Annotated in this window: 23 protein-coding genes; 10 read left to right on the forward strand and 13 right to left on the reverse strand. The window is 67.9% G+C overall.

Annotated features, from left to right (window positions below):
* Window positions 1–19 precede the first annotated feature (19 nt).
* Together KEG38_RS16225 and KEG38_RS16230 are read right to left on the reverse strand one after the other, a co-directional pair.
* A complete protein-coding gene (locus tag KEG38_RS16225; RefSeq protein WP_272420372.1) occupies window positions 20–2,881 on the reverse strand; it encodes a YncE family protein in 2,862 nt (953 codons plus the stop codon).
* A gap of 169 nt (window positions 2,882–3,050) precedes the next feature.
* Window positions 3,051–3,599, reverse strand: a complete 549-nt coding sequence (locus KEG38_RS16230) for a YaeQ family protein (RefSeq protein ID WP_272420373.1) — start codon at window positions 3,597–3,599, stop codon at window positions 3,051–3,053.
* 180 nt (window positions 3,600–3,779) lie between these two features.
* On the opposite strand from KEG38_RS16230, the gene KEG38_RS16235 reads away from it, so the two are divergent.
* Window positions 3,780–4,217, forward strand: coding sequence for a BlaI/MecI/CopY family transcriptional regulator (locus tag KEG38_RS16235; RefSeq protein ID WP_272420374.1), 438 nt, complete (start codon window positions 3,780–3,782; stop codon window positions 4,215–4,217).
* The gene (locus tag KEG38_RS16240; RefSeq protein WP_272420375.1) at window positions 4,214–6,274 is read left to right on the forward strand and encodes a M56 family metallopeptidase; all 2,061 of its coding nucleotides are present in this window, start codon (window positions 4,214–4,216) and stop codon (window positions 6,272–6,274) included. Before KEG38_RS16235 ends, KEG38_RS16240 begins: the two co-directional genes overlap by 4 nt.
* A gap of 98 nt (window positions 6,275–6,372) precedes the next feature.
* Here the strand turns inward: KEG38_RS16240 and KEG38_RS16245 are convergent, their stop codons facing one another.
* Window positions 6,373–6,645 carry a hypothetical protein gene (locus tag KEG38_RS16245; RefSeq protein WP_272420376.1) on the reverse strand — a complete coding sequence of 91 codons (273 nt, stop codon included), beginning with the start codon at window positions 6,643–6,645 and terminating at the stop codon, window positions 6,373–6,375.
* A gap of 175 nt (window positions 6,646–6,820) precedes the next feature.
* On the opposite strand from KEG38_RS16245, the gene KEG38_RS16250 reads away from it, so the two are divergent.
* The 4 genes from KEG38_RS16250 (at window position 6,821) to KEG38_RS16265 (ending at window position 11,169) form a co-directional block, all read left to right on the forward strand.
* Window positions 6,821–7,615 carry an SDR family NAD(P)-dependent oxidoreductase gene (locus KEG38_RS16250; RefSeq protein ID WP_272420377.1) on the forward strand — a complete coding sequence of 265 codons (795 nt, stop codon included), beginning with the start codon at window positions 6,821–6,823 and terminating at the stop codon, window positions 7,613–7,615.
* 97 nt (window positions 7,616–7,712) lie between these two features.
* Window positions 7,713–9,467: a cation:proton antiporter gene (locus KEG38_RS16255; RefSeq protein ID WP_272420378.1), complete on the forward strand. Its 1,755-nt coding sequence runs from the start codon at window positions 7,713–7,715 to the stop codon at window positions 9,465–9,467.
* Between the two features lie 100 nt (window positions 9,468–9,567).
* On the forward strand, window positions 9,568–10,323 hold the full coding sequence (locus KEG38_RS16260; protein WP_272420379.1) for a hypothetical protein: 756 nt from the start codon (window positions 9,568–9,570) through the stop codon (window positions 10,321–10,323).
* A 3-nt stretch (window positions 10,324–10,326) separates the two neighbouring features.
* Window positions 10,327–11,169 carry a PP2C family protein-serine/threonine phosphatase gene (locus KEG38_RS16265; RefSeq protein WP_272420380.1) on the forward strand — a complete coding sequence of 281 codons (843 nt, stop codon included), beginning with the start codon at window positions 10,327–10,329 and terminating at the stop codon, window positions 11,167–11,169.
* A gap of 9 nt (window positions 11,170–11,178) precedes the next feature.
* On the opposite strand, the gene KEG38_RS16270 is transcribed toward KEG38_RS16265, so the two are convergent.
* The gene (locus KEG38_RS16270) at window positions 11,179–13,338 is read right to left on the reverse strand and encodes a right-handed parallel beta-helix repeat-containing protein (protein ID WP_272420381.1); all 2,160 of its coding nucleotides are present in this window, start codon (window positions 13,336–13,338) and stop codon (window positions 11,179–11,181) included.
* Between the two features lie 246 nt (window positions 13,339–13,584).
* Here KEG38_RS16270 and KEG38_RS16275 point away from each other — a divergent pair, with 246 nt between their 5' ends.
* A complete protein-coding gene (locus KEG38_RS16275) occupies window positions 13,585–13,965 on the forward strand; it encodes a hypothetical protein (protein ID WP_272420382.1) in 381 nt (126 codons plus the stop codon).
* Between the two features lie 25 nt (window positions 13,966–13,990).
* Here KEG38_RS16275 and KEG38_RS16280 read toward each other — a convergent pair whose 3' ends face one another.
* From KEG38_RS16280 to KEG38_RS16290, 3 genes are all read right to left on the reverse strand, one after another.
* The gene (locus tag KEG38_RS16280) at window positions 13,991–14,137 is read right to left on the reverse strand and encodes a hypothetical protein (RefSeq protein ID WP_272420383.1); all 147 of its coding nucleotides are present in this window, start codon (window positions 14,135–14,137) and stop codon (window positions 13,991–13,993) included.
* Window positions 14,138–14,233: 96 nt separating this feature from the next.
* Window positions 14,234–14,509 carry a zinc ribbon domain-containing protein gene (locus KEG38_RS16285; RefSeq protein ID WP_272420384.1) on the reverse strand — a complete coding sequence of 92 codons (276 nt, stop codon included), beginning with the start codon at window positions 14,507–14,509 and terminating at the stop codon, window positions 14,234–14,236.
* 24 nt (window positions 14,510–14,533) lie between these two features.
* Window positions 14,534–14,680, reverse strand: a complete 147-nt coding sequence (locus tag KEG38_RS16290; protein WP_272420385.1) for a hypothetical protein — start codon at window positions 14,678–14,680, stop codon at window positions 14,534–14,536.
* Between the two features lie 51 nt (window positions 14,681–14,731).
* Here KEG38_RS16290 and KEG38_RS16295 point away from each other — a divergent pair, with 51 nt between their 5' ends.
* Both KEG38_RS16295 and KEG38_RS16300 read left to right on the forward strand, forming a co-directional pair.
* Entirely contained in the window at window positions 14,732–16,171 is a 1,440-nt protein-coding gene (locus KEG38_RS16295; RefSeq protein ID WP_272420386.1) for a vWA domain-containing protein, read from the forward strand.
* Between the two features lie 29 nt (window positions 16,172–16,200).
* On the forward strand, window positions 16,201–16,989 hold the full coding sequence (locus KEG38_RS16300; protein WP_272420387.1) for a dienelactone hydrolase family protein: 789 nt from the start codon (window positions 16,201–16,203) through the stop codon (window positions 16,987–16,989).
* 4 nt (window positions 16,990–16,993) lie between these two features.
* Here KEG38_RS16300 and KEG38_RS16305 read toward each other — a convergent pair whose 3' ends face one another.
* Window positions 16,994–18,724 (reverse strand): DUF2330 domain-containing protein, encoded by a 1,731-nt coding sequence (locus KEG38_RS16305; RefSeq protein WP_272420388.1) that lies wholly within the window; start codon window positions 18,722–18,724, stop codon window positions 16,994–16,996.
* Between the two features lie 113 nt (window positions 18,725–18,837).
* Here KEG38_RS16305 and KEG38_RS16310 point away from each other — a divergent pair, with 113 nt between their 5' ends.
* Window positions 18,838–20,418: a DUF2330 domain-containing protein gene (locus KEG38_RS16310; protein ID WP_272420389.1), complete on the forward strand. Its 1,581-nt coding sequence runs from the start codon at window positions 18,838–18,840 to the stop codon at window positions 20,416–20,418.
* Here the strand turns inward: KEG38_RS16310 and KEG38_RS16315 are convergent, their stop codons facing one another.
* From KEG38_RS16315 to KEG38_RS16335, 5 genes are all read right to left on the reverse strand, one after another.
* Window positions 20,419–20,931 (reverse strand): response regulator, encoded by a 513-nt coding sequence (locus KEG38_RS16315; RefSeq protein ID WP_272420390.1) that lies wholly within the window; start codon window positions 20,929–20,931, stop codon window positions 20,419–20,421.
* Window positions 20,932–20,990: 59 nt separating this feature from the next.
* Entirely contained in the window at window positions 20,991–22,001 is a 1,011-nt protein-coding gene (locus tag KEG38_RS16320) for a methyltransferase (protein WP_272420391.1), read from the reverse strand.
* A 140-nt stretch (window positions 22,002–22,141) separates the two neighbouring features.
* Window positions 22,142–22,972, reverse strand: a complete 831-nt coding sequence (locus tag KEG38_RS16325) for a carbohydrate ABC transporter permease (RefSeq protein WP_272420392.1) — start codon at window positions 22,970–22,972, stop codon at window positions 22,142–22,144.
* Window positions 22,973–22,983: 11 nt separating this feature from the next.
* Window positions 22,984–23,907 (reverse strand): carbohydrate ABC transporter permease, encoded by a 924-nt coding sequence (locus KEG38_RS16330; protein ID WP_272420393.1) that lies wholly within the window; start codon window positions 23,905–23,907, stop codon window positions 22,984–22,986.
* 10 nt (window positions 23,908–23,917) lie between these two features.
* A complete protein-coding gene (locus KEG38_RS16335; RefSeq protein WP_272420516.1) occupies window positions 23,918–25,267 on the reverse strand; it encodes an ABC transporter substrate-binding protein in 1,350 nt (449 codons plus the stop codon).
* Window positions 25,268–25,327: the final 60 nt, after the last annotated feature.

Raw genomic sequence — 25,327 nt, forward strand, 5'->3', positions numbered from 1 at the left:
TATCGGGAAGAATCGGAGATCAGGGCGCGGCGCAGAAATCGCCGCCCTTGGCGCCCGGCTGGGCCGGCAGATCGATCAGCGTCGTGTCCTCGTCGATCGAGAGCACGAAGGCCACGAGGTTCGCGATGTCGTCCGGGCCCGTGAGGTAACTCGGCGCGGCGAGCGCCTTGTTGTGCGCGGCGAACGTGGTCGAGAACAGCTCCTCGAGCGTCCGCGCGTTGCCGGCGTGGAAGAACGGCGCGCCGACCTGCATGCCGAGCAGCGAAGGCACGTTGAAGCCCTTGCCGATGGCCTCATCGCCCTGGGCCTTCGCGATCATGTCGGCGCGCACCTCGATCACGTTCACCGCGGCCGGCGAGATCGCGAACGTGCCCACGGGGCGGAGCACGCACTGGATCTGATCGAGCCCCGCGTTCTTCGGGCTCGGCGAGCGCATGAACTGGTTGCCCGAGGTCGCGGGGAGCAAAGCCGCGGGGAACCCGGCGGCGATGAGCGCATCGCCCTCGTACGCCTTCGCGAGCAGCGCCTCGTTCGTCGTGGCCGACGGCGTGTAGAAGCGCTTCGAGAGCGTCCACTTCGCGCCGCCGTGACAACCCTGGCAGCTCCCGCCCTCCATGAACAGCGTCATGCCCGCGGCGACCTTCGCCGGATCGAGGTTCGAGGGCTTGCGCGGCGAGCGGATGCTCTGCGCATACGCCTCGAAGTCGTCCCAGTCCTTGCGCACGCTGTCCGTGTCGTTGATCGCCTCCGTCGAACCATTGAGGCCCGCGGCACCTGCGGGCGCGTATTTCGCCGTGTCCCCGAGGTTGATCCGATCCGTGGTCACCGGCGGCGCGCTGTCCTTCGTCACGAGCGCGCCCACGCCGCCTTGCGTGCCGCGCGCGCTGTTCTCGAAGTCGTGCGCCTCGTCCTGAAACGCCGTCCAGCCGAAGATGCGCAGATCGGTGGGATCCTTCGAGGCGTAGCTGCCTTCGAGGCTCGTCGCTTGCCGCGGGCCGCGGGCGAAGTACCACGTCACGTTGTCGCTCAGGCCGTCGATGTGGCAGGCCTGGCACGAGACCCACGCCTGGCCCCGGAGCGACCAGCGCCCGAGCCCCGTGTTGAAGATCCGCTTGCCGCGCAGCACCGACATCCCCGCCGCGTCCGCGGGCAGAGGCGCCGTTTGCACGACGCGCGCCGACCCGAGATCGGCGCCCGCGACGACCTGCTTGGCCGGATCGATCGCGACGGCCGACACGTTGCGGCTGATGTCGTTCGCCACGAACGCGAACGCGTGCGTGTTCGCCACGGCGACGCCGATCGGGCCCACGCCCTTCAAGCTCTCGGCGAGCGCCTGGGGCGCGAGGTCGATGAACTTCTTGTCCGCGGCGCCGACGCTCGTGACGGCGCCGGTCGTATCGTTGAAGCTCACGCGGAACACCGCGTCCGCGCCGTTCGCCGGCACGTACGCCTCGCCCGTCGCCCCGACGAACGCGATGTCGTTCGCGACCAGCGGATAACGACGGTTCGCGTCGTCGGCCACGTTCGCTGCGACGTACGCGTCGCGCAGCGCCCGGTTCAGGTTCGTCGGCGCTGCGGCCGCGGCCATGTCGGCCTTCGTGTCGATCACGTTCACGACCGGGTGCACGACGGTCTTCGTGTTCGTCGGGATCGCGCGGCACGAGCCGGTACCGAACCCACCGCCGCCCTCGCACGTCCCGGCGGGCGCGTCGGCGCCGCAATCGGCGTCGTTCGAGCAACTGTACGTGCAGGAGCCCGTGGTCGCATTGCACGTGCTCAGGATGTTCACGCCCTGGCACTGCGCGTTCGTCGTGCAGGTGTTCTTCTGGTACGGCCCGACGGGGCCGGCCGGAGACGCGCAGATCGACGTGACGTACGCGAGATCCTTCTGGATCGTGATCGACTGGAGCTGGTTCGGGAAGCAGCCTGTCGTTTGCCCCTTGTGATCGACGAAGCCCGTGTCGTCGAGCGAAGGCAGGGTGATCGTGGAGACCCCGCCGTCCGCGGCTTTCACGCTGTAGACGATGCCGGCCCAGTTCGTGTCGACGTTCGACACGCCCTGCGCGTTGATCTGCTCGGGGGCGGTGCGCTGGGCGAAGAACTCGGTCGCGTAGATCTTCTCGTCAGCGTCGTCGGCGTCGCCGTCGTTCGTGATCGCGAGCGAGCGCGGGTGTGCGAGCGCGGGCCGCGCCTTGTCCGCGGCGACCGTGGGACCGAGCAGGCCCGTGCCGGCGAGTGGCCCGTTCAGATCGATCGTCTTCGACACCGTGAGCGAAGCGATGTCGACGTGCGACAGCGTGCCGTCGACCCAGTTGGCGACGTAGAGCGCTGTGTTGTTCGGCGTGATCGCGATGGCCGTGGGCTCCGAGCCGACGGCGACCTCCTTGCCCATGACGGGCGTTCCCTTGAGGTCGCGGATCTCCACGACCTTCTGGTCCTTGCGCAGCACCACGTACGCCTTGTCGCCGCAGCCGTCGATCGCGACCTGCCAGGGCTCGCTACCCACGGCGATCTCGGCCTTTTTCGTGAGCGCCGGCAGGCCGTCCACGGCGTCGTATTCGACGGACAGCACTGTCACGCTGCCCGCGTCGCGGTTCACGGCGACGACGGTCGAGTCATCCGCTGAAATCGCGACCGCCGCGCCGCGCGTCGCTCCGGGCGCCGGCGTCGTGCAAAGCTGGGGCCCGCCCCCGGCGCCGCCTTGCCCGCCCATTCCGCCCCCGCCCATTCCGCCTTGCCCGCCCATGCCGCCGCCGCCGGTGTTCCCGCCGCCGGTCCCACCGCCTGCGCCGCCGCTGCCCGAGCTCGACGACGAGGTCGTCGTCCCCGGAAGATTCACCGGATCGTCGCCACAACCCGCGCCGGTCGCGGCACTTCCCACGATCAAAGCGCATATGCCTGCGAAAGCGCCACCAAAATGACGCCGCACCGGCCTGCCCATCGAAGCTCTTTGCATCGTCTCCCCTTCCTTTTTTCGATGTGTGCCGACGACCCCCACTGGCCGGGACACATGAAGCAGGATTCTACGCGCGAGACGAAATTCGGTTTCGTTATTTTTCGACGAGCGACGAGCGCGTGATCGTCCCGGAGACGACGTTGTCGCCGATGGTGATGTAAAGCTGCTCGTCGTCCCGTAGGAGGTCGAGCTTCGTATTTCGATCGACCTTGGCTTCGAGCGCATCGAGGAAATTCGGTTCGAGTCGCCACACCTCGATCGCGTCGACCTTGTGAATGACGCGCGACGACGCTTCGCGCTGAAGAAGCGCGAGCGGCGCGTGCGTGAAGAGCGCGACGCGTCGCGCGGCCTTGGCGGCCTTGTGCAAGCGCTCGGCCGAGGGGGATCCGATATCGATCCAGGCGAGGAGCAGCCCCGTGGGATCACGAATGACCACCGGCGGCTCTTCCGTCGAACAGAGCCCCTCTTTGCTGAACGTAATGCCTTCCTCGTAGCTCAGGCAGTACGCAATCGTACGCGTCAGCAAATAACGCATGCTCTCCGAGGGGTGGCGCGCGATGCGGAGATCGAGCTCCTCGTACACCCCGCGATCGACGTCGGAGAGGTTCACCTGCAGGTGGTAGATGGTCGCGGTCAGGGCCATGGGCGGCCGCAGGATAGCGGAAGCCGGGCGATGTGCCGGATCGCGACGGGCACACGCGCGGTCGTGCGGCGGATCGGCTGACGCCCGAGCAGGATCCCGACGTTCCAGGTTTGGAAGATCTTCCTTGCCCTCCATCTACTACCAAGGTAGTATTACCTGAGTAGTAATTACGAGGAGCACGTGTCGAACAAGGACAAGGGCAAGGACGCATTCGAGGACGAAGCCGAGGGGGGGCAGAAGCCCACGCACCTCGGTGCTTTGCAGCTCGCGATCATGCGAGTGCTCTGGGAGCTCGGCGAGGCCACGGTCACGGACGTGCACCAGGCCTTGCTTTCGGAGCGTGGCCTCGCGCCCACGACCATCGCCACCATGCTGAAGAAGATGGAGGAGAAGGGCGTCGTGGCGCACCGCGCCGAGGGTCGGAAATTCATTTATCGGCCCACGGTGAGCGAGGATCAGGTCACGCGAGGCATGGTCTCCGACCTGACCGAGCGCCTCTTCCGGGGAGATCCGGTGGCGCTCGTGTCGCACCTGATCTCGCGCCACGAGATACGCGCCGACGAGCTGTCCGAGCTCGAACGAATGATCGCCGCGGCCAAGAAGGAAGGGAAGCGATGAACACCTTCGTGGGATGGTTGGTCACGTACCTGATACACAGCACGGCCCTCCTCGGGGGCGCGTGGCTTTTCGACCGTTTGTCGCGGAATCGCCCCGATTGGCAGGAGCTCGCGTGGCGCGTCGCCCTCGTGGGCGGGCTCGTCACGGCCACCGTGCAAACGGCGGCGTCGGTCCGCCCCGTGGGCGGGACGTTTTCGCTCGCGGAGCCCGCGCCCACCGCGCGCGTGATCGAACGCGAAATGCCCCAGTCGACGGAGATCGTCGTGACGACGGACATGGGCCCCGCGACGCATGTCATCGTCACCTCCAGGAACCCCGCGGCCTTCGTGCCCAGGACGAAAGCGACGCCGGCGGCGAAGGCCTCGCGCGCGTCGTTTCTTTCGTGGTCCAACGTTTTCGTGGCCGGGTGGGCGTTTGGCGCGCTCCTCTTGCTCGGTTCGCTCGGGCGCACCTGGATGGCCCTGCGCAAGCGCCTCGAAGGCCGGCGCAGGCTCGAAGGTGGGCCGCTCGGTGATGTCCTCGCCACGCTCGCGGCACGCGAGCCCATTTGCATGCGGGCGCCCTTGCTCAGCGCGTCCGAGAAAGTGAACGTTCCCATGGCCCTTGGCATTCGTCGTCCTGAAATTTGTCTGCCCGAGCGCGTGACGAAAGAGCTCGGTCCGGACGCCCAGGAGAGCGTGCTCGCGCACGAGCTCGGGCACGTCGCGCGGCGCGATCCGCTCTATCGATTGGCCACGAGCGTATTTTGCCGGGTGTTCTTCTTCCAGCCTTTGAACTGGCTCGCTTCGCACCGCCTCGCGGCGTGCGCGGAGCTCCTCGCCGATGATTGGGCCGCGCGGCGCACGGCGCGTCCGCTCGACCTCGCGGAATGCCTCACGAAGGTGGCGCGCTGGGTCCATCGACCGATGACGGGCCTGCCCGTGCCGACGATGGCGGCGGGCACGAGCGAGCTGCGCCAGCGCGTCGAGCGCCTCGTGCGGGGCGAAGGTTTGACCACGGAGCCGCGCAAGCCGCTCTGGGCCGCGCCGATCGTCGCGTTCGTCCTGACCGCGCTCACGCTGCTCGCGCCTTGCGCCTGCGGCGTGGCCGAAGCGAAGGGTTTGCCCCCCGCGACGCCAGCCGCCCAGAAAGGCGCCGCGCCCGCGCCGAGGCCCATGCCCGCCGCCCTCGTGGACGAGGACGACGAGGACGCGGACGAGGACGAGGACGAGGACGACGTCTGCGAGGGGCCGAAGCAGAAGGACAAGGACCACGCCAAGACGGCGAAACGCCACGGCGAGGAACACGCCCGCAGGCATCACGGTCGTCACGGCCCCGTCGCGCAGGACGACGAGGACGACGAGGACGAAGACAACGACGACAACGACAACGACAACGACAACGACGACGACAACGACGACGACAACGACAACGAGGTCGCGCGTGGTCCGGGCCGGATCCGCATCCACGTGCCGGCGCCGGAGATCGATATCGACTTCGAGCAGATCGAGCGCTCACTGCCCTCGGCCGAGCAAATCGAAGCCGAGGTCGAGCGCGCCCTCGCCGACGTGCGGAGCAACGTGCACGACAAGGACGCGCGCAAGCGCGCCGAGCGTGAGATCAAGCGGGCCCGCAAGGACGCGCGCAAGGAGCTCGAAGAGGCGCGCGAGGAGATGCAGGAGCAGCTGCGCGAGCTGCGCGAGCAGATGCCCGAGATCCGCCGCCGGGCCATGGAGACCGCCCTCGAGGTCTTGCAGCAAGCGCGCGAGGACGCGCTCGAAGAGGCGCGCGAGGCCGAGGAAGAGGCCGAGGAAGAGGCCATGAAGGCGCGCAAGAAGGCCCGCAAGGCGCGCAAGAAGGCCAAGCACGCCGAGCCGCCGATGCCGCCCGCTCCGCCCGCGCCTCCGGGACCGCATGCGGCGCCGTTGGCGCCGCCCGCCCCTCCGGCGCCGCCGGCACCGCATGGACAGGCGATGCCTCATCCCATGCCGCATGGAAAGGCGATGCCTCATCCCATGCCGCACGGCGCGCCGATGCCGCCCCCGCCGCCTGCGCCGCCGCCTCCGCCGGCGCCCTGAACCACCGCAGGCGAATCGACGAACAGCAACGTGGCCCCGGAGAGCAGTCTCCCTCCCTGCTCTCCGGGGCTCTTTTTTTGATGCGCTTGGACAAACCGTTACGCGCCGCCTCCGCCGCCGCCTGTCCCTTTTCCTCCGGGTCCCTCGGCTTGATGCGCGCTCGCGTCGCTCTTGTCGACCATCGGCGCGTCGTCCGCGGTCGACCCGCCTCGCGGCGCGAGCGGCGACCTTTGCTCCTTCAAGCCGAGCTCGTGGTAATGGCTCTGACCCGTGGGGGTGTGCTCGCCGCGGCGCACATCGCCCTGCGTCCCGCCGGACGGCTGTCGGGCGAGCGGATCGTCGGGTGTCCCGTGTTTCGGATGTGTGGCCATACGGGCACTCCGGCAAACGGCGTGCGCGCCGCCCCGGGCTCCATTTTCGCGCCTGCGCTCCGGGCGCCCGAGGCAGGGGCCTTCGCTCGCGCCGAGCGGCGGACCGGCAAAACCGTCGTGCTCGCTGCGCGTGGCCGCCGCGCGCGCTAGCATCCGCCCGAGCAAGGAGGAAGACATGGATCTCGGATTGACGGGGAAGCGGGCGCTCGTGACGGGCTCGACCGCGGGAATCGGCCTCGCCGCCGCGCACGCGCTGGCGAGCGAGGGCGCGCTCGTGACGGTGAACGGACGGACCGAAGCCCGCGTGCAAGGCGCCGTGGACGCGCTCCGGCGCGCGCTACCCGGCGCGACGATCGAAGGCATCGCGGCCGACCTCTCGACCGCGGCCGGATGCCAGGCGCTCACCTCGAAGCTCCCCGACGTCGACGTGCTCGTCAACAACATGGGAATCTTTGAGCCCAAACCATTCGAAGAGATCCCGGACGAGGACTGGCTCCGGTTCTTCGAGACGAACGTGCTCAGCGGCGTGCGTCTCTCGCGCCATTACGTGGCCGGCATGCGGGCCCGCAACTGGGGCCGCGTCGTCTTCGTGTCGAGCGAGTCGGCGCTCCAGATCCCGACCGAGATGATCCATTACGGCATGACGAAGACGGCGCAGCTCGCGGTCGCGAAGGGCCTGGCCGAGACGCTGCGCGGGACTGGCGTGACCGTGAACAGCGTCCTGCCCGGCCCGACGTCGTCCGAAGGCGTGGGCGCGTTCGTCGCCCAGCTCGCGGCGGCGCGCGGCGTGGACGTCGCCACCGTCGAGCGCGAGTTCTTCGCCACGGCGCGGCCGACCTCGATCATCCAGCGATTCGCGACGCCGGACGAGGTCGCCTCCATGATCGCCTACGTGTGCAGCGCTCGCGCGTCGGCCACCACGGGCGCGGCGCTCCTCGTGGATGGCGGCGTGGTGCGCGCCATCGCGTGAATTCCGTGTCGAGCGAGCGGGCGAAATCGCCCCCAAGATGCTCGCTCGTCGGGTTGCCCTCACCGGGTCCGCCTCCTGCTCTTCGTCCTCCGGACGAATGCATGCCTACGACCTCATCCTCACGCTGACGGGCGGGCTCCTCGCGGCGCTCCTGCTCGGCATGCTCACGCAACGGCTCGGCGCCTCGCCCATCCTGGGGTACCTCCTCGCCGGCATCGTCGTCGGCCCGCGAACCCCCGGATTCGTGGCGAACCTCGAGCTCGCCTCACAGCTCGCCGAGGTGGGCATCGTCCTGCTCATGTTCGGCGTGGGCATGCATTTCCACCTCGCCGATCTCCTCAAGGTCCGGCGCATCGCCGTGCCGGGCGCGATCGTGCAGAGCCTCATCGCGACCGCGCTCGGGACCGCGGTCGCGCTCGCGTTCGGCTGGTCCACCTCGGCCGGGCTCGTGCTCGGGATGTCCGTGGCCGTGGCGAGCACGGTCGTGCTGATCCGCATGCTCACCGATCACGATGCGCTCGAAACGCCGCACGGGCACGTCGCCGTCGGCTGGCTCATCGTCGAGGACATCTTCACGGTCGTCATTCTCCTCATGGTCCCGGTGCTCGCGTCTTTGCGGGGCGCGCACGCCTCGCCACTCGAGGCGGCCGGGGTCATCGGCATCGGATTGGTGAAGCTCACCGCGCTCATCGCGATCGTGCTCGTCATTGGCCCGCGCGCCGTCCCCTGGTTCCTCACGCGCGTCGCGCGCTCACGCAGCCGGGAGCTCTTCACGCTCGCCGTCCTCGCGGTCGCGCTCGCCGTGGCCACGGGCTCGGCGGTCATTTTCGGCGCGTCGATGGCGCTCGGCGCGTTCCTCGCGGGCATGGTCGTCGGGCAATCGAAGGTCAGCCACCAGGCCGCCGCGGATGCGCTCCCGATGCGGGACGCCTTCGCGGTGCTCTTCTTCGTCACCGTCGGCATGCAGTTCGATCCGCGCTCGCTCCTCGCGCAGCCCGGGCTCGTCCTTTTGGTGCTCGCGATCATCCTCCTCGCCAAACCCCTTGCCGCGCTCGTCGTGGTCGTGGTCCTCGGGTATTCGGTGCGGACGGCGCTCACGGTCGCGATTGGCCTCGCGCAGATCGGCGAATTCTCGTTCATCCTCGCCGACGCGGCGAACAAGGTCGACCTCTTCCCCGCGGAGGGGCGCAGCGTGCTCGTGGCGAGCGCGATTGCATCCATCGCCCTGAACCCCTTGCTCTTCCGGCTCATGGATCCCCTCGAAGAATGGCTGCGCGGCCGCCCGACCCTCTGGCGAGGGCTCAACCGCCGCGCCGAGGCGCGCGGGGAGGCGCTCCGGGAGCAGGCCCCGAAAGAGCCGATCCGCGCTTGTGACGTCCGTGCGATCGTCGTGGGGTATGGCCCTGTCGGCCGTACGGCCGTGGACATCCTCGATCGATTCAACGTCTGCTCTGTGATCGTGGAATTGAGCATCGACACCGTCACCGAGTTGACGCATACGGGCCGAAATGCCGTGTACGGCGACGCACGCAGGGCCGAGGTCCTCCACGCGGCGGGTATCGAAACCGCCGATTACCTCGTCGTGACCACGCCGAACCCGGAGACGCGGGCCGCGGTGGTCAACGTCGCGCGGGCCCTGCAGCCCGACCTGCCGATCTTCGTGCGCGCCCATTACATCAGCGAGCGCGAGGCGCTCGAGACGCACCGCGCCACGGCCGTCTGTTACGAGGAGGCCGAGGTCGCCGTTCGGCTGGCGGAGATGCTCCTCACGGAGATTGGCGTCGAGCCGGAACAGATCGAGGCGGAATCACTCCGCATTCGCACGGAGCTCAGGCCCGGCGCCACGCCGTGACGCGGCGCGTCCGCCGTATCCGACTTGCAGCCCGTGGCGCGCTCGGGATACGATGCCTCCTCGGTTCGCGGAGCACGCGTCCAGGCGGGAGGGAACGACCTTGAGCTTGCATTTCACGACATCCACAAAGCAAAAACGAAAATACGCGACGCGCCTCGGCGCCGTGGCATTCGGCGTCGGCTTGCTCGGCGCGCCGGCCACGTCGGCGGCGCAGTCGCAGAAGGCGCCCGCTGCGCCACCTCCCCCGGCCGCGGCAGCGCCGGCGCCGGCCCCCCCGCCTCCCGGGGCGGCGGCGCCGCTCCCGCCCGGGACTCCACCGCCCGGTGTGCAGCCGGGTCCGTACCCGTACCCGTATCCATACCCCTATCCCTATCCATACGGACAACCGGGGTATCCGCCGCCTCCTCCCGGGTATGGTTATCCCCCCGCCGCCGGCGCCGAGGCCGAGGAGCGGAAGCCCGTCATGCCGTACAAGGGAGGCGTCGTTCCCCCCGGATACGTGCTCGAGGAGCGCATGCGAAAGGGGCTCGTCATTGCGGGCAGCATCGTCTTCGGGACGTTTTATTTCTTCACGGCGGTCGGGGGAGCGGTGGCCGAGTCGAACACCGCTCCCTGGCCCGCGCTGTTCGTGCCCGTGATCGGCCCGTTTATCGTCGCCGGGGCGGGTAATTTCAGGAGCTCCGAGGACATCGTGAGGCCCCTCTTCGTCTTCGACGGCCTCGTCCAGGCCGGCGGAGCGGCCATGCTCATCGCCGGGATCGTCGCCAAGCAAAAGGTCCTCGTGCGCGAAGACCTCGCCGCGGGCCCGGAGTTTTTCGTGGGGCCGAGGTCCGTGGGAATGAAAATGAGCTTCTGAGGAATGCCGCGCTCCCTCGCGCTCCACGCCGCTGCGCGCACGCGGATGAGCACGCGCTCGTTCGCGAGCGCGTACGGCGAAAACGACGACCGATGGCGGATCGACGAGCGCCGCGGCCTTTTCCTCGTCGCGGACGCCTCGGGCCCGACGTACGGCGGTTATTACGCGCCCTTCGGCGTGGATCCCGGCCTGGCGGCCCTCGCCGAGGCGCTCGATGGCGATGGCGGCGAGGACCGGCTCCGCGCAGCGCTGTGGGCGGCGAATTCCACGATGCGGGCCATGGAGGACCGACAGGAAGAGGTACGAAAGGCCGTTCTCCAAAGGAACGGCGAGGACCGGCTGCATGCCTCCCTCGAAGCCGCGGATGCAGTGCGGGATCGCCAGCGTTGGCCCCATCGCGTCTTTTCGCACCACGCCACCTCGTGCACCGCACTGCATGCGTGGGGAGAAAACCGCATGAGCGTCGCGCAGGTAGGAGTTTGTCGGGTGTACCGGATCCGAGGCCGAACGATCGAGCAGCTGCTCCGCGACCACAACTTGCGGACCGCCCTGGAGGAGCAAGGATACCCGACGGACCTGCTCCCCGAAACCAAACAGATATCCACGCGAATGCTCGGACACCTCCAGGGGCCCGAGCAGATCGACCCCCGGACCGTCGAGGTCGAGCCCGGGGATTGCTTCGTGCTGTGCACCGATGGCCTCTGGTCCTCCCTCGCCGAGGAGCGAATCCGGGACATCGTCGTCGAGACAACCCCTTCCCCCGCCGATGTGGCCGAGGCCCTGCTCCGAGCTGTTCAGGGACCGGACGCCGACGACACCACCGTCGTCGTGATCGTCGCTCGTTAGCCCTTCGCTTTAGCCTCTGCGCCTCCGTCGCGAAAGCCCCCAGGCGAGCGCGCCGAATGCATAGAGCCCGAGCCCCGGCGCGGCCCCATCCCCGAGACGGCACCCACAACCGCCCTCGTCCCCGGCCGCGCCGCTGCCATTGCCGCCGGCGCCATTACCATCCCCGCCGCCTCCGCCCGTGCCGCTCGACGAGGCCCCGGAGCCGCCGTCGGGCAATCCGCCGTCCGGCAGCGGTCCCACACCTCCGCGCTCGAACGCGCCGAGATCGGGCGCCGCGCCGACCACGAATCGATCGTTGATGCCCTCGATCACCACGCCGACGTCGACGAGCCCGCTCCCCGCCACCGGCGTGAAATCGCCGCCCTCCGCGTCCTCGTACTTGGGCTCGACCTCAAACCCGTGGCTCTCGATCGTGCCCGAGGCCGCGAGCTCCGCGATGCTCGTATACTTCACGTCGAGCCATTTCACGAATCGCGGCGTCCCGTCGAGGATGTCCGTGAACAGATTGTCCCAGTCGAGATCCACGGGCCCGCTCGGCGTGATGCTGCTCTCGATGACGTAACGATGCGACGCCCAGATGTTGTTCCGCGTGATCAGATTCGCGAACGGAATCGTCGGGGCGATCGCCTGCGCTTCCGTGAGCTCCGCGGCCGGGCGGCTCGTCGTGTGATAAACGAGCATGAAGCCCTGCGAGCCATTGTTCACCTTGAGCGCGTGCTCCTTGAAGCCGTCGATCACGTTGCGCACCACGAACAGCGGGCCGACCTCGATCGGCGCGAGCGACACGCCGTTCAGCACCCCGCGCATGTGGTTGTTCCAGAGCCGCACGTTCACGCAGGCCCCTTCGGGCTCGAGTCCGTCGTCGCCGTGCTCGACGAGCAGGTTCTCGTATACGTCCGTATCCGGGGCGACCGTCTCCGAGGAATCGTCGAAACTGCCGATGTATACCCCATTGAACGTGCCGGTGAGCTGGTTTCGCCGGACGACGTTGCCTGCGCCGCCGGTGATGCTGATGGCGCTCGCCTCGGGGGTATGCGCCTTGACGGAGCTCCAGGGCCACGACCAGATGCTCGTGTCGCGGACGACGTTGTCCTCGATGACGTTCTCCGCCGCGAGCGGCCTGCGCACGCGAACGCCGGCATTCATGTGGTGAATATGGTTTTTCCGGACCCACGCGCGCGCCGTGTCGCGCACGTCGATGCCCGCCCCCTCGGCGTCGGCGCCGAGATGCCGGATCTCAAAGCCCTCGACGACGACGTCGGTGACGGTGTCGAGGAGAATGCCGACGTTGCGGATGGCCACGTGAATCGCATGCCCGGCAGGCGATCCGCCGTCCGGGAGTTTCAAGTAAATCTTGCCCGCGGCGGCGTCGACGTAAAACCCGCCGGCGAGGCCCGCGGCGGCGGACTCCAGATCCGCGAGGGAGCTGTAATCGTAGAGGCGCACGTCATCCACGGCGACGTACTGCGAGGTCCCGGAGAAAGGCGCCGCGTAGATCCCATTGCCTTCCGATTGGAAAACCGAACCGTCCTCGAGCGCCGGATCGGAGCCGTCGATGATCGCGCCCGGCTCCGCGACGAACCACACGGGGTTTCCCGCAGCGCCGCCGTGATTCCCCTCGACCGTCACGGTCTCTCGATAAACCCCGGCCGCGACGTGCACGACCGTCCCCGGGCCCGCCGCGGCCGCCGCGGCGCCGATGCTCTTGAACGGCGCGCCTTGGGATCCGTCGTTTCCATCCGAGCCATTCTTCGCGTCCACGTAAAGGTGCTTGCTGCCTTGCGGCGGGGGCGCATCGTCACGCGTGCGAATCGTGCCTGCGACCTCCTGCGGCGCGCCGTTGTCGGGATCGTCGAGCGTGACGCGCACCTCGTATTCCGTCGCGGGCTCCAGGAAGAGGGCGCTGCCGCGGCGCCCGCCGGACGTGCGGAGGAGCGAATGGCCGGGGGTGAAGCTCGCGTCGCCGGCTTTGCGGAACGCGAGCTTCACGGTGGCGTCCCCGTCGTCGTCCCCCGAGACCGCGGCCGTGACGCCTACGGCGTGAATCGTGGGCCGGAGCGAGAGGGTGCCGAGGGTCGACGTGTCCGCGGCGCGGGCGGAGCCGGCACCGGCGACGACGAGCAAGAAGAGGGAAGAGACGAAAAGCGGGCGTGGAGCGTGTCGAAGCATGGGCCGAGATCCTACGCGCAACCGGGACGGAGCGAGAAGCGAAAAGCGAATTTTCACTCCGTTCCGGGCGCATCGCAAAAATGCGGGATTTCCCGCATTGCGACTTATACCGCGGCCGTGTATGAGCGTTAGACCGACGGAAAAGGAGACCGCGTCATGACGAATGCAATGCCCGCGATGAACATGCCGATGCCCATGATGTCCTCGTCGATGCCCATGATGGGCTCGCCCATGCAGGGTATGCCCATGATGAACATGATGCCCGGTATGTCCGGAATGCCCATGCCCGGCATGATGCCCGGCATGATGGGCATGATGCCCGGCATGGGCATGATGCCCGGCATGATGGGCATGGGCATGATGCCCGGCATGATGAACATGATGCCCATGATGGGCATGATGCCCGGCATGATGGGCATGGGCATGATGCCGATGATGTGTCGTATGACCTATGAAATGACGAAGGACGGAATGACCTGCAAATTGACGCCCGGCGAGGGCATCTCCATGGACATGATGAAGGAGCGCGGCGAGGCCATGGCCCGCATGATGTCCGCCGGCATTCCGTTGATGATGATGTGCGGCGGGATGCCGATGATGATGTGTATGCCCAGCACGGCGAAGTAGCCCGCGCGGCGGGCCACTTCCCCATTCACATCGCAGGCCAGACGGGCACCCAGAACCAGACGGGCACCCAGACGAGCACGACCGGCGACGCCTCCGCCTTCCGGCGCTGCTCGTCTGCGCGCTTCCTTCGCATCTCGTCGAGATCGATCACACGAGCGTTGCGCTGGTTCATCGGACGACCCTCCAACAAAGCGTGGTGTCGTCTAACATAACGGATGCCGTCCGTTCGATCAAGCCTCCCCGAACATCTCTCGCACGGAAGCCGAGCTCACCCGAGACCGAGCTGCTTCTCCAGGGCCTCCACGGCGTTCTTCGCGTCGAGGAGCGAGGATTTTCGCGCTTCCCGGTAGAGCCGGATCGCCTCGATCTTGTTGCCGGCGCGCAGCGCCTCGACGACCCCGGCCGGCATGCCGCCGGGTCCGCTCGCCTGCGCCCCGCCGCCGGGCGCGCCGGGCCAAGCGAGGACGGCGCGGCAATAAAAACAGGTGGCGCTGCCTGCTTGCGCAGGCGCCCCGCAGTTCGGGCAATGAACGGTGGAGACCATGGCGAAAGCCTACCCGATTCGCGCTCAGGGCACGAGGCCAAGCACGTCCCACCGCACACGCCGCGCGGGGCCGCCGGAGCCGTCTCCCTTCACGCTTTCGAGCACGGTTTGTCCACCCGCATTCAGCACCTCGAGCGAAAAAGGCGCGAGCGCGACCTTTCGATCGCACACCGCCAAATCTTCGGGCGCCCTCGCGCGTCTCAGGCGGGTTCTGGAGTCGCCATGAGAGATCTCGCGTTTCGTACGTCAATACCCCTCCTCCTCGTCGCCGCCGTCCTCTTCGTCCTCGGCTGCGGGCCGGCCGCGTCGCCCTCGGGCGCGCGGGATCCGAACGCGGTCCGCGTGGAGGCGCTGCTCGGCTCGCCCATGCTCCTCGCGAACGGGGACAGCACGGTCTACGCCGTCCTCCGGCTCTCGACCGCGCCGCGCCCCGCGCGCGAGCGTGGACCCGTGAACGTCGCGCTCGCGATCGATACCTCGGGCTCGATGGAGGGCGAGGGAATCGTGGCCGCGCGGCGCGCGAGCCTGCAGGTGATCGACTCGCTCAAGGACGGCGACCGGCTCGCGGTCGTCGTGTTTCATTCGAAGGCCGAGGTCCTCATCCCGTCGACCGAACTCGACGACGAGGTCCGACAAGAAGCGCGTCAACGTATCACGGCCATGGAGGCGCGCGGCACGACTGAAATGGCGGGCGGGCTCCAGACGGCGCTCGACGAGGTGCTCGCGAATTACAATCCGAATGGCGTGAACCGCGTCGTGCTCCTCGGCGACGGCATCCCGAACCAGGCGGCGAGCCTCGAATACAACGCGAAGAGGGCCGCCGAACGCGGCGTCGCGGTCACGACGCTCGGACTCGGGCTCGATTACGACGAGACGCTCATGGGCAAGCTCGCGAGCCTCTCCGGCGGACGGTACCGCTACATCGAGAGCGCGGACAAACTCGCCGGGTTCTTCCGGGAGGAGCTCGATCGCCTCGACACGGTGTACGGCCGGAAGGCCTCGGTCACGTTGACGCCCGGCCCCGGCGTGCGGATCGACGCGATCGTTGGAGGTGAAATGGTCTCGCCGGGCAGCGCCGCCGCCTACTTGCCGCTCGGCGACATCGTGCGCGGGGACAGCCGCGACGTCGTGGTTCGAATGACGGTGACACCGCGCAAAGCGGGCGTGCCGATCGAGCTGCTCGACGCGGTGCTCACGTTCGACGACGCGCTCGAACAGGCCGGCCGCCTCGAAAGGCGCCTCTACCTCGGCGCGCGGACCACGCTCGACGAGGGCGAGGTCGCGAAGGCGAAAAACCCCGCGGTCGAGCTCTCGGCCGCGCTCGCCGAGGCATCCGCGACGACGCTCCAGGCACTCGAGCTCGGCAAGCAGGGCGCTTACGTGCGCGCCCGCGGGATGCTCGAACAAGGCGCTGCGACGGCCCTCGCGCAATCGAAGCGCACGCCGAGCGCCGAGCTCGAAAAGCTCGCGGCGAACATGACCTCGGTGGCCAAGGACATGCCGGAAGCCGATCGCCCGGTCCCGAAGGCCTCTTCCGGGGAGTACAGCTTCGAATTCTCGGACGACGCCATGTCCGCGCCCATGCCCATGCCCTCGGAAGCTCCGTCCGTCGTTCGCAAACGCAAAGAGGTCCACCAGAAGGCCGTCGACGCCCTTTATTGAGGGAAAGATCCGCGCTAGCATGCGCGGCCATGGCCATCGAGCTCGACGGTTTCCAGCGACAATCCTTCACCCACGACGGCGCCGAGAAGGACGTCTACCGTCGCGGCAGCGGGCCCGGCGTCGTCATCATGACCGAGATGCCCGGCATCACGCCTTCGGTCATTCGTTTCGCCGAGCGCGTCGCGACCGAGGGGTACACGGTCTTCCTGCCGCAGCTCTTCGGAACGCCGGGAAAACCGCTCTCGATGCCCTACGCCCTCTCCGAGCTCGCGCGCGCCTGCATCTCGCGCGAGTTCGCCGTGCTCGCGGCGAACGAATCAAGCCCCCTCGTCGATTGGCTGCGCGCGCTCTGCCGCCACGTGCACGCGGAGCTCGGGGGCAAGGGCGTTGGCGCGATCGGAATGTGCATCACGGGCAATTTCGCGCTCTCGCTCATGGTCGACCGCACGGTTGCGGCGCCGGTGCTGAGCCAGCCGTCGCTCCCGTTCGGCCTCGGCACGGCGCGCCGCGCGGGCATGCACATCTCGGAGCGTGATCTCGCCGCGGTGAAGGAGCGATGCGCGTCCGGCGCGCAGGTGCTCGCGATGCGATTCACGCACGACGCTCTTTGCCCGGGCGAGCGCTTCGTGTCTCTGCGCAAAGAGCTCGGCCCCGCGGTCGAGACCATCGAAATCGACTCGGGCCCGGGCAACCGCTGGGGCATCCCGCGGCGCGCGCATTCGGTCGTGACGAACGACCTCGTCGACGAGGCGGGTCACCCCACGCGACAGGCGCTCGACCGCGTGCTCGCATTCTTTAGCGAGCGCCTGCGCGGGTAAAACCTCAACGCGCCGTTCGACGCCGCAAGAGCCGCAGCGCGACGGCGCCGATCGCCGCGACGAACCCAGCGCCCATGGGCCCTGGCTCGCCGCTGGTTTCGCCCACGCGGCACCCCGCACAACCCCCCTTCGGCGGCTCGGCCGGCGGCCCGGACGTACCCGCGCCCGTCGCCCCGGGCGTCGTCGAATCCGCAGGCGGCGGGGTCGTATTCGTCGTATCCGTGGCGGGCGCCGCTGCATACATCGCCGGCGCGGGGACGAGCGGGCCACTGTCGATCCGCGTCTCACTCTCGTCGCGCTGAACCAGCGCGGCGAGCTCGATCCCGCCGCGTTTCGCGAACGCGAGCTTTTGCGCGGCCTCCGTGCCCTTGCTCGCCACGCCGCTGGGCGGCCCACCCCAGATTCCGCGCCGCGGATTCGGGCACGTGACGGCTCCGGTCCACGCGTGCCGGATCGCATACCGCCCCTGGAAGTTGTTGATGCCGCTCTGCACCGCGCCCGTCTCGAGCTTTTTCCCGTCGGTCAAAAACTCGCGTCCGCCGACGATCGGCGGCGCGGCCCGGAACACGAGATCCTCCCCGAGCCCCTCCTTGCCATACCGCAGGTGAAGGCGCGTCAGGACAAACCCGCTCCCTCCACGCCAGCGCGGCATCGGCCTCGGCATGGGCGGCGCGGGCGCGGGCCCGATCCCTGGCGGCGCGGGGGCCGGCCCCGCGACCTGCTGTGCGTCGCCGATCACGTCCGCGCCGAGCGTCGCGAGGTCCGAGCCGTCGAGCGTGGGCCCGGGGCAAGGGTCACATGACCCCGCGTCCCACGCGTATTCGGTGATCGCGGCATTCGGCTGCCTCGCGAGCGTGCGATCGAAGAGCGCCGCGTAAAACGCGCCGAAATCGTTCCGAACCTTGTCCTTCACGTCGAGGTTCGTCGGAATGGCGACGTTCGGATAGTTCGCCGTCTCGTACCGCTGCCCGCGCGCGAGAATGTGCACGATGAGGTCTTGCGTGCCCGCGGAGTTCACGAGCCCGAGCCGCACCGGCAGCGCGAACGTCTCGCTGTCATAATGGAACCGGAGCGGCGAAAGCATGGCCTGTCCGTTTTCGAAGCGCACCTTCTTCGTGTCGACCTTGGCCACGAAGAATTTGCTTCCGCCCTGCACGTACGGGCGAAGCAGGGGCTCGGCGCCCGCGGGAATCTTGTATTTCTCCTGGCGGAGCCACGTATCGAGCCCGAGTGAGTCGCGCGCGCTCAGGATGACGACCTCATATTCGCCCACGGTGAACTGGGCCTCGATCGTCACGCCGAGATCGGCCGCGCTCTCCCGCGCGGGCCCCGACCGCATGACCCTCGCGCCGCCCGGCGCGGCCATCGGCATTGGCGGCGGCAGCGGCGCGCAAGGGTCCTGCTCCCAGTACTCGACGAGCCGCGGCGCCGCGAGTTTGTCGACCTTGTCGAACACCGCCATGGGCAAGGTCTTGACGTTCTCTTTTTGCAGGACCACGGGCACCGGGACGACCATCGCGAAGTTCTCCGGCGGCCCTTGGTAGTTGTTCTGCATCGAGAGCACGGTCCGCGTGCCCTCGCGCATCAGCACGACCATCGTGGCGTTGTTGAAGAGCTTCGTGGAATCCGCGCCTGCAACATAGAAGCCGCAAAAAGCGTCAGCGGAGGACGCGGTCGTGATCGCGGCGAGAGCAAGGGGAGCAGCGAGGCCGAGGGCGCGCAGGCGGGACAGCATGAAAAGGATGTTCCCACGGACGTTTTCCGCGGCGCAAGGAAGATCGCGGCAAGGTGGACATCACGACGCGATTCCGGTAGCTCTGGACGTCACGACCTCCGGGAGGGAAAACCATGCGCGCCGTCCTGCCCAGCGCTTTCCTCGCACTCGCCGCCTTCGCTCTGCCAGCGCCCGCCGATGCGTTCTGTGGGTTCTACGTGAGCGGGGCGGATTCGAAATTGTACAATAACGCGACCTTGGTCGTCCTCATGCGCGACGGCACGCGGACCGTGCTCTCGATGCAGAACAATTACCAGGGCCCGCCCGACGATTTCGCGATGGTCGTCCCGGTGCCGGTCGTCCTCGCCAAGGAGAACGTGAAAACCCTGCCCGCCGAGGTCTTCGGCCGGGTCGATCGCCTCGCCGCGCCGCGGCTCGTCGAATACTGGGAGCAGGATCCTTGCTTCAAGGAGCCGGTCCGCGCGGTGGAATCCGTGATTCAGTACGCGTCGAAGCCCACGGAGGACGAGGGCTCCGCCGAGGAAGAGGCGGAGCGGCACGGTGTCAAGATCGAGGCGCGTTTCAACGTCGGCGAATACAACGTCCTCATCCTGAGCGCCCGGGACTCGCTCGGGCTCGACACGTTCCTGCGCGGCCAGCGATACAAGATTCCCGCGGGCGCCGAGCCCTACCTCCGCCCGTACGTGACCGCCGGGAGCAAGTTTTTCGTGGCCAAGGTCGACGCGAAGAAAATCCGCTTCGAGAACGGGCAGGCCATGCTCTCGCCGCTCCGATTCCATTACGACGGCGAGAGCTTCAACCTGCCCGTGCGCCTCGGCCTCATCAACTCGGCCGGCACGCAGGACCTCATCGTCCATGTCCTCGCCCGCTCGCGTTACGAGGTCGCGAATTACGAAAACTACGCCATTCCCACGAACATCCGCGTCAAGGAGCCCGTGAAGCAGAGCTTCGGCTCGTTTTACGCGACGCTCTTCGACAAGGTGCTCGAAAAACACCCGCGGGCCGTGATGACGGAGTATGCCTGGGACGCGGGCTCCTGCGATCCCTGCCCCGAACCGCCGCTCGGGGTCACCGACCTCGCGAGCCTCGGCGCCGATGTCCTGCCCGCCTACGAGGGGAAGAGCGAAGCCCCGCCCGAGCTGGCGAACGCCTTCACGTTGACGCGCCTTCACGTCCGGTACGACAAGAATGCGCTCGGCGAAGATCTGGTTTTTCGCGCCGCACCGCCGATCCGCGGCGGCAACGGGGTCCCCGATCCCGAGGGCAGGATGGAGCCGGGCGCGATGTCGAGTGGCAACAATAGCTTCCAGGGCCGTTACGTCATTCTCCACCCGTGGGAAGGGCCCATCGAATGCAAGGAGCCCCGGCGCGGAATCTGGGGCGGGCCGGTCAAACAGATTGCCGGCGCGGGCACGACCCAGGTCGCCACGAATACTGCGTTCGCCCCGCGCGACGTCGAGCTCGCGTCGTTCCTCGATTCTTCGGCCGGCGTGCTCGAATCCCAGGAAGCCAAGCTCCCGAGTGGTCCCGTCACGGAAACGCCTTTGCCGACGTTGCCCTCGAAGGGCGGCTGCGCGAGCTGCACGACGGCGAGCTCGCGGGATGGGCTCGAAGCGGTGCTCGGAGCCGTCGCGGCTGCGGTGGCGATCGTGCTGCGGCGCGGCTCCACGCGCGCGAAGCGCGGCGCGGTCTGATCACCCTACCTGGATGGCGGGGCGCTTCTGGAGCGCCGCGCGCAGCTCGGCGACGAACGCCGCGTCGCCGACGTCCTTCGGCACCGCCCCATAGGCACCGAGGAATTGCGCCATCCGGACAAGCACGTTCGCTTCCATGTTGCTGCAAAGCAGGACGCGCACCTCGCCGAGGCCGTTCGAGTCGCGGATCATGCGAATCACGATCGAGCCATCGAGCTTCGGCATGTTCACGTCGAGCAGCACGAGGTCGCAACGCATGTCGCGTATGGCCTGAAGGACGCCCAAAGGCCCGTGGTGAAATCGGGCCTCGAAGCCCATATCCGCGAGCCTCTGCACGGCGCTCTCCCCGAACCGCGGGTCGTCATCGATGACGAGGATCCGCGTACGTCTCGCGCGAACGCCCGGAAAACCGTTCGGCGTGAGGCTGCGTGATTGTCGTTTGGTGTCATTCATGGGATCCGGGGCGCTCATGCTCCGGACCGGGTTGTAGTCCGGCAGAGGCGGGCCCACCATGAGACCAAGGTCCCAAGGTCCGTGCGTCAACACACACACGCACGGCGAGCCCGATGACGTCAGGCCGCGATGCCCTCCAGGATGACGACGGAATCCGCGGTCGGAATCACGCGGGCGAGCTTCAAACCGGCGGCACGAAAGAGCGCTTCGAATTCGGCCTCGGTGCGCTCGCGGCCGGGCACGACCGTCAGCATGCAGAGATCGAGCGCTTTGGTCGGGTGATCCGTATTTCCCGGGGGCATGAGCGCGTCGACGACGAGCACGCGCGCTCCCGCGGCCATCGCGCGCCTGCAATGCTTCAGGATAGCCACGCACGTATCGTCCGCCCAGTCGTGCAGGATCCGCTTGAGCACGTAAATATCCGCACCCTCCGGCACGGACGTGAAGAGGTCGCCGGCGATGCGGTCGACACGCTCGTCGAGCCCCGCCGCCGCGAGACGCCCCGGCTGCCCAACGACCTCGGGACGATCGTAAAGCACGCCGCGAACCGAGGGGTATATCCGCAGCACCTCGACGAGCAGCCCGCCGAGGCCCCCGCCCACGTCCACCACCCTCGACGCGGCGCCGAAATCATAGGCCTCGGCGACCGCCCGGTTGTCCGCATCCGAGACGCTCGCCATCGCCTTGTCGAAGACCTCGCCGAGCGGCGGATGCTGGCTCAGATATTCAAAAAACGCGACGCCGTGGCGATACTCGAACGCGCACTGACCCGTCTTCACGGTATGAGGGAGATGCAGCGCGGCCTCCATTGTGGGCGGGAGCGTGCCGAGCTGCACCATGCCTTGCATGGAAAACGGGCCGCCGGTGCGAAGATGCTGGGCGGCCGGCGTGAGGTGGAATCGCCGCTCGGCATCCTCGGCGAAAATGCCCTTCGACGCGAGCACGCGGAGGACGCGGTAAAGCGACAAGGGATGGGCACTCGCCTCGCTCGCAAGCTCCTCCGCGGTCTTTGGCCCGGTCGCGAGCCGGTCGGCGATTCCGAGCTGCATGACGGCATTGAGAGCGCCGGCATAAAAGCAACCCCAGGCGAGGTCCATGATGACCCCGACGTGCGAGTGCGTGGGTTCCATACATCAAGCGTATCAAGCGAGCGGCATGCGAGCAAGCTGGCGCACGAAAGCCCGCTTCGAGGAGCCCTCATTTCCATCTTGTATTCATTCCGCGGACGACGGACCGCCGGAATGCCTGTTTTGGCTCCGGCGAGGCTCGCTCAACCCTTCACGGCGCCCGCGGTGAGCCCCGCGATGATACGCCTCTGGAAGACGAGCGCGAGCAGGACGAGCGGCGTCGTCACGAGCACGGAAGCGGCCATCATCTGCCCCCAGGGCACCTCGAACGCCGAGCTCGTCGTCGCGGAAAACGAGAGGATCGCGTACGTCACGGTCCGTTTGTCCGGGGTTTGCGTGAACGAGAGCGCGAACAAGAGCTCGTTCCATGCGGCGATGAAGGAGAGCAATCCCGTCGTGACCATCCCAGGGGCCGCGAGCGGGAGCATGATTTTCATGAAAAGCTGGAGCGGAGATGCGCCGTCCATGTACGCCGCCTCTTCGATTTCGACGGGCACGGCTTCGATGAATCCGGTGAGCACCCAGATGGTGAACGGCAACGTGAAGACGAGATACGTCAGGGTGAGGGCCGGCAGCCGGTTGTAGAGGCCGAGCGCATTGACGAGCTGGAAGAGCGCGCCAAGGACGGCGATCTGAGGAAACAGGGTCATCGAGAGGACCACGTAGAGCACGAGGCTCCGGCCGCGGAATCGGTACCGGCCGAGCGCGAAGGCCGCGAGCGCGCCGATGGCGAGGGAGACGAGCGTCACGGAACTCGCCACGAGGACGCTGTTCAGCGCCGCGTAGAGAAAATCGTCGTTCGCGAGGACATGACGATAATGTTCGAGCGTGGGGTGCTCGGGCCAGAAACGCGCGGGCGTCGAGAACAGCTCGGCGTTCGTCTTGAACGAGGACACGAGCGCCCAGCCGAAGGGAAAAACGAGATACACGACGAGGAGAAGGACGGCCATCCCGAAGATCGCTCGCCGCGCCATGGCCCGGCCCCTCATGCCTCCCTCCGCCGGAAAAGCGCCACGTAGATCACGATGAAAACGGCGATGACCAGGAAAATCGCGGTGGAGACGGCCGAGCCGTATCCCACGTCGGAGATGCTGACGAGGATCTCGTGGGCATACGTGGCCAGGGTCTGCATGTCGGGCCGGCTCCCGAACATCACGTAGAAGACGTCGAAGACGCGTAATGCGTCGAGCGTCCGGAACACGAGCGCGACGAGGAGGGCCGGCCGGAGAAGCGGCAAGGTGATCTGCGTGAAGGCTTGCAGGCGCGTCGCGCCGTCCACGCGTGCGGCCTCGTAAAGCTCGCGCGGAATGAGCTGCAGGCCGGCGAGCAGGAGCAGCGCGACGAAGGGCGTCGTCTTCCAGACGTCGACGAGCACGGCCGCGGCGAGCGAGGTCCTCGGGTCCGCGGTGAATGCGATCGGCTCGGAAACGAGCCCCAGGCGATTCACGAGGACGTCATTGAAGACGCCGTACACGTCGTTGTACATCCATTTCCACATCTGCGTGGACACGGCCGTGGGGATGGCCCAGGGGACGAGCATGGCCGCGCGCACGGCGGAGCGACCTTTGAAACGTGCGTCGAGGAGCAGCGCGATGCAGAGGCCGAGGGCGAGCTCCAGCAGCACGGTCATCACGGCGAAGAGCACGGTGAGGAGCAATGCGTCGAGGAAAAACCCGTCGTGGACGAGCTCGGCATAATTCGAGAGCCCCACGAACCGCGGGGGCTCCTCGCTGCCGAGGCGGGTGTTCGTGAGACTCAGATACAAAGTGTCGCAAAGCGGGTAGAGCGCCACGAAGGCCGTCACGATCAGCGCCGGGGACAGAAACGCCCACGCAATCCGGGCGCGCCGCCTCGCGCGGATCCCAGCGATGTCCCCCTGCTTTTCCGCCTCGCCCGCCGTCGTGCTCATTCCGTTCCCCTCACCGCAGCGAGCGCCGGATACGCCGATCGATCTGCTCCAGCGCCTTCTCAGGCTCCGTCCCGTAAAGCGCCTTGCTCACGCCTTGATAAAAAGCGATGGAGACCTCGTTGTACCTCGCCCCGGCCTGGTTCGACGGCCTCGCGACGAGCGTCGCACCCCTCACCCGTTCGAGGAAAGGCAATACCCGGACGACGTCCGGATCGTTTTGCACGGCGGGAATGGTGGGGATGTATCCGCCGACGAGCGCCCGGAAGCGCTGCACCTCGGGCGAGCAGAGATACCCCACGAACGCGATGGCCGCGTCAGGAAACCGCGTATACTTCGAGATGCCGAGCGTCCACCCGCCCAGGGTCGCGCTGCTTTCGTACCCCGGCTCGTGCGGGAGCGGCGCGACGTCGAAGAGCCCCTCGATACGCGAGCCCTTCGTATTTCCAGCCGCGTACGCGTACGGCCAGTTGCGCATGAAGGCCGCGTTTCCTCCTTGAAACACGTTGCGCGCGTCTTCCTCCTCGTATCCCGTCACGCCGATCGGCGAAATCGTCCCGACGAACCGCCGGAAGCGAGCGAGGGCCTGCGCGGCCCGGGGGTTTTGGACTGTGGGCTCGCGGCCCTCCAGGATCGCGCCGCCACCGTGTGAATGAATCCACTCGAGCGCATTGCAGGTGAGCCCTTCGTACGCCTTGCCCTGCCAGACGAAACCGGCAAACGCGCGGCTCCGGGCTCGCTCCCCGCTCTGAATCGTCTTCGCGATCGCTTCGAGCTCGTCCCACGTCGTCGGGGGCGCGCCATATCCGTATTTCTGCAGCAGATCGGTCCGGTAGTACAGCATGCCGAAATCCGTGAAATAGGGCATGGCCACGAGCCGCCCTTGCACGGTGTCGTTCTGGATGGCGGCTTCGAGGTGTGTGGCCGCGAGGCCCCCGAGCGCCTGGCCGAGGTCGAGCAAATGCGGGGCGAAGATGCCGGGCCAGACGATGTCGAGCGAGAGGACGTCCACGTCGGCGGAGCGCGCCTGGAAGAGGCGTTGATAACTCGCATATGTCTCGGTCGCGTCGCGCGGGCGCAGGACCACATCCACGGCAGCGCCCGTGTCCCGGGCGAACCGCTGCGCGAGCGCGCGATCGATCGCGGCGCCGATGCCGACGGACTCGGCGTAAAACACGAGCCGCGCGCCCGCATGCCGCCCGGCGCCCCGCACGGGCGGCGGCGGCATGCGGACTTCGGGCAGCTCTTCGCCCTCGTCCGTCTCCGCCGACGGGGCGCGGCGACAGCCGGAGATCAGCGCGGAAAGCGAGAGGCCCGCCGCGGCCGCGAGGAAGGAACGTCGGGTCTGCTCGCCTCCTCCCATGAACACGACGACATCGTTCCCTGATCGGGCAGCGTCGTCAAACGTTTTGTCCTCAAACGG

The organism is Polyangium jinanense (genome assembly GCF_028435265.1).
Taxonomy (GTDB): domain Bacteria; phylum Myxococcota_A; class Polyangia; order Polyangiales; family Polyangiaceae; genus Polyangium; species Polyangium jinanense.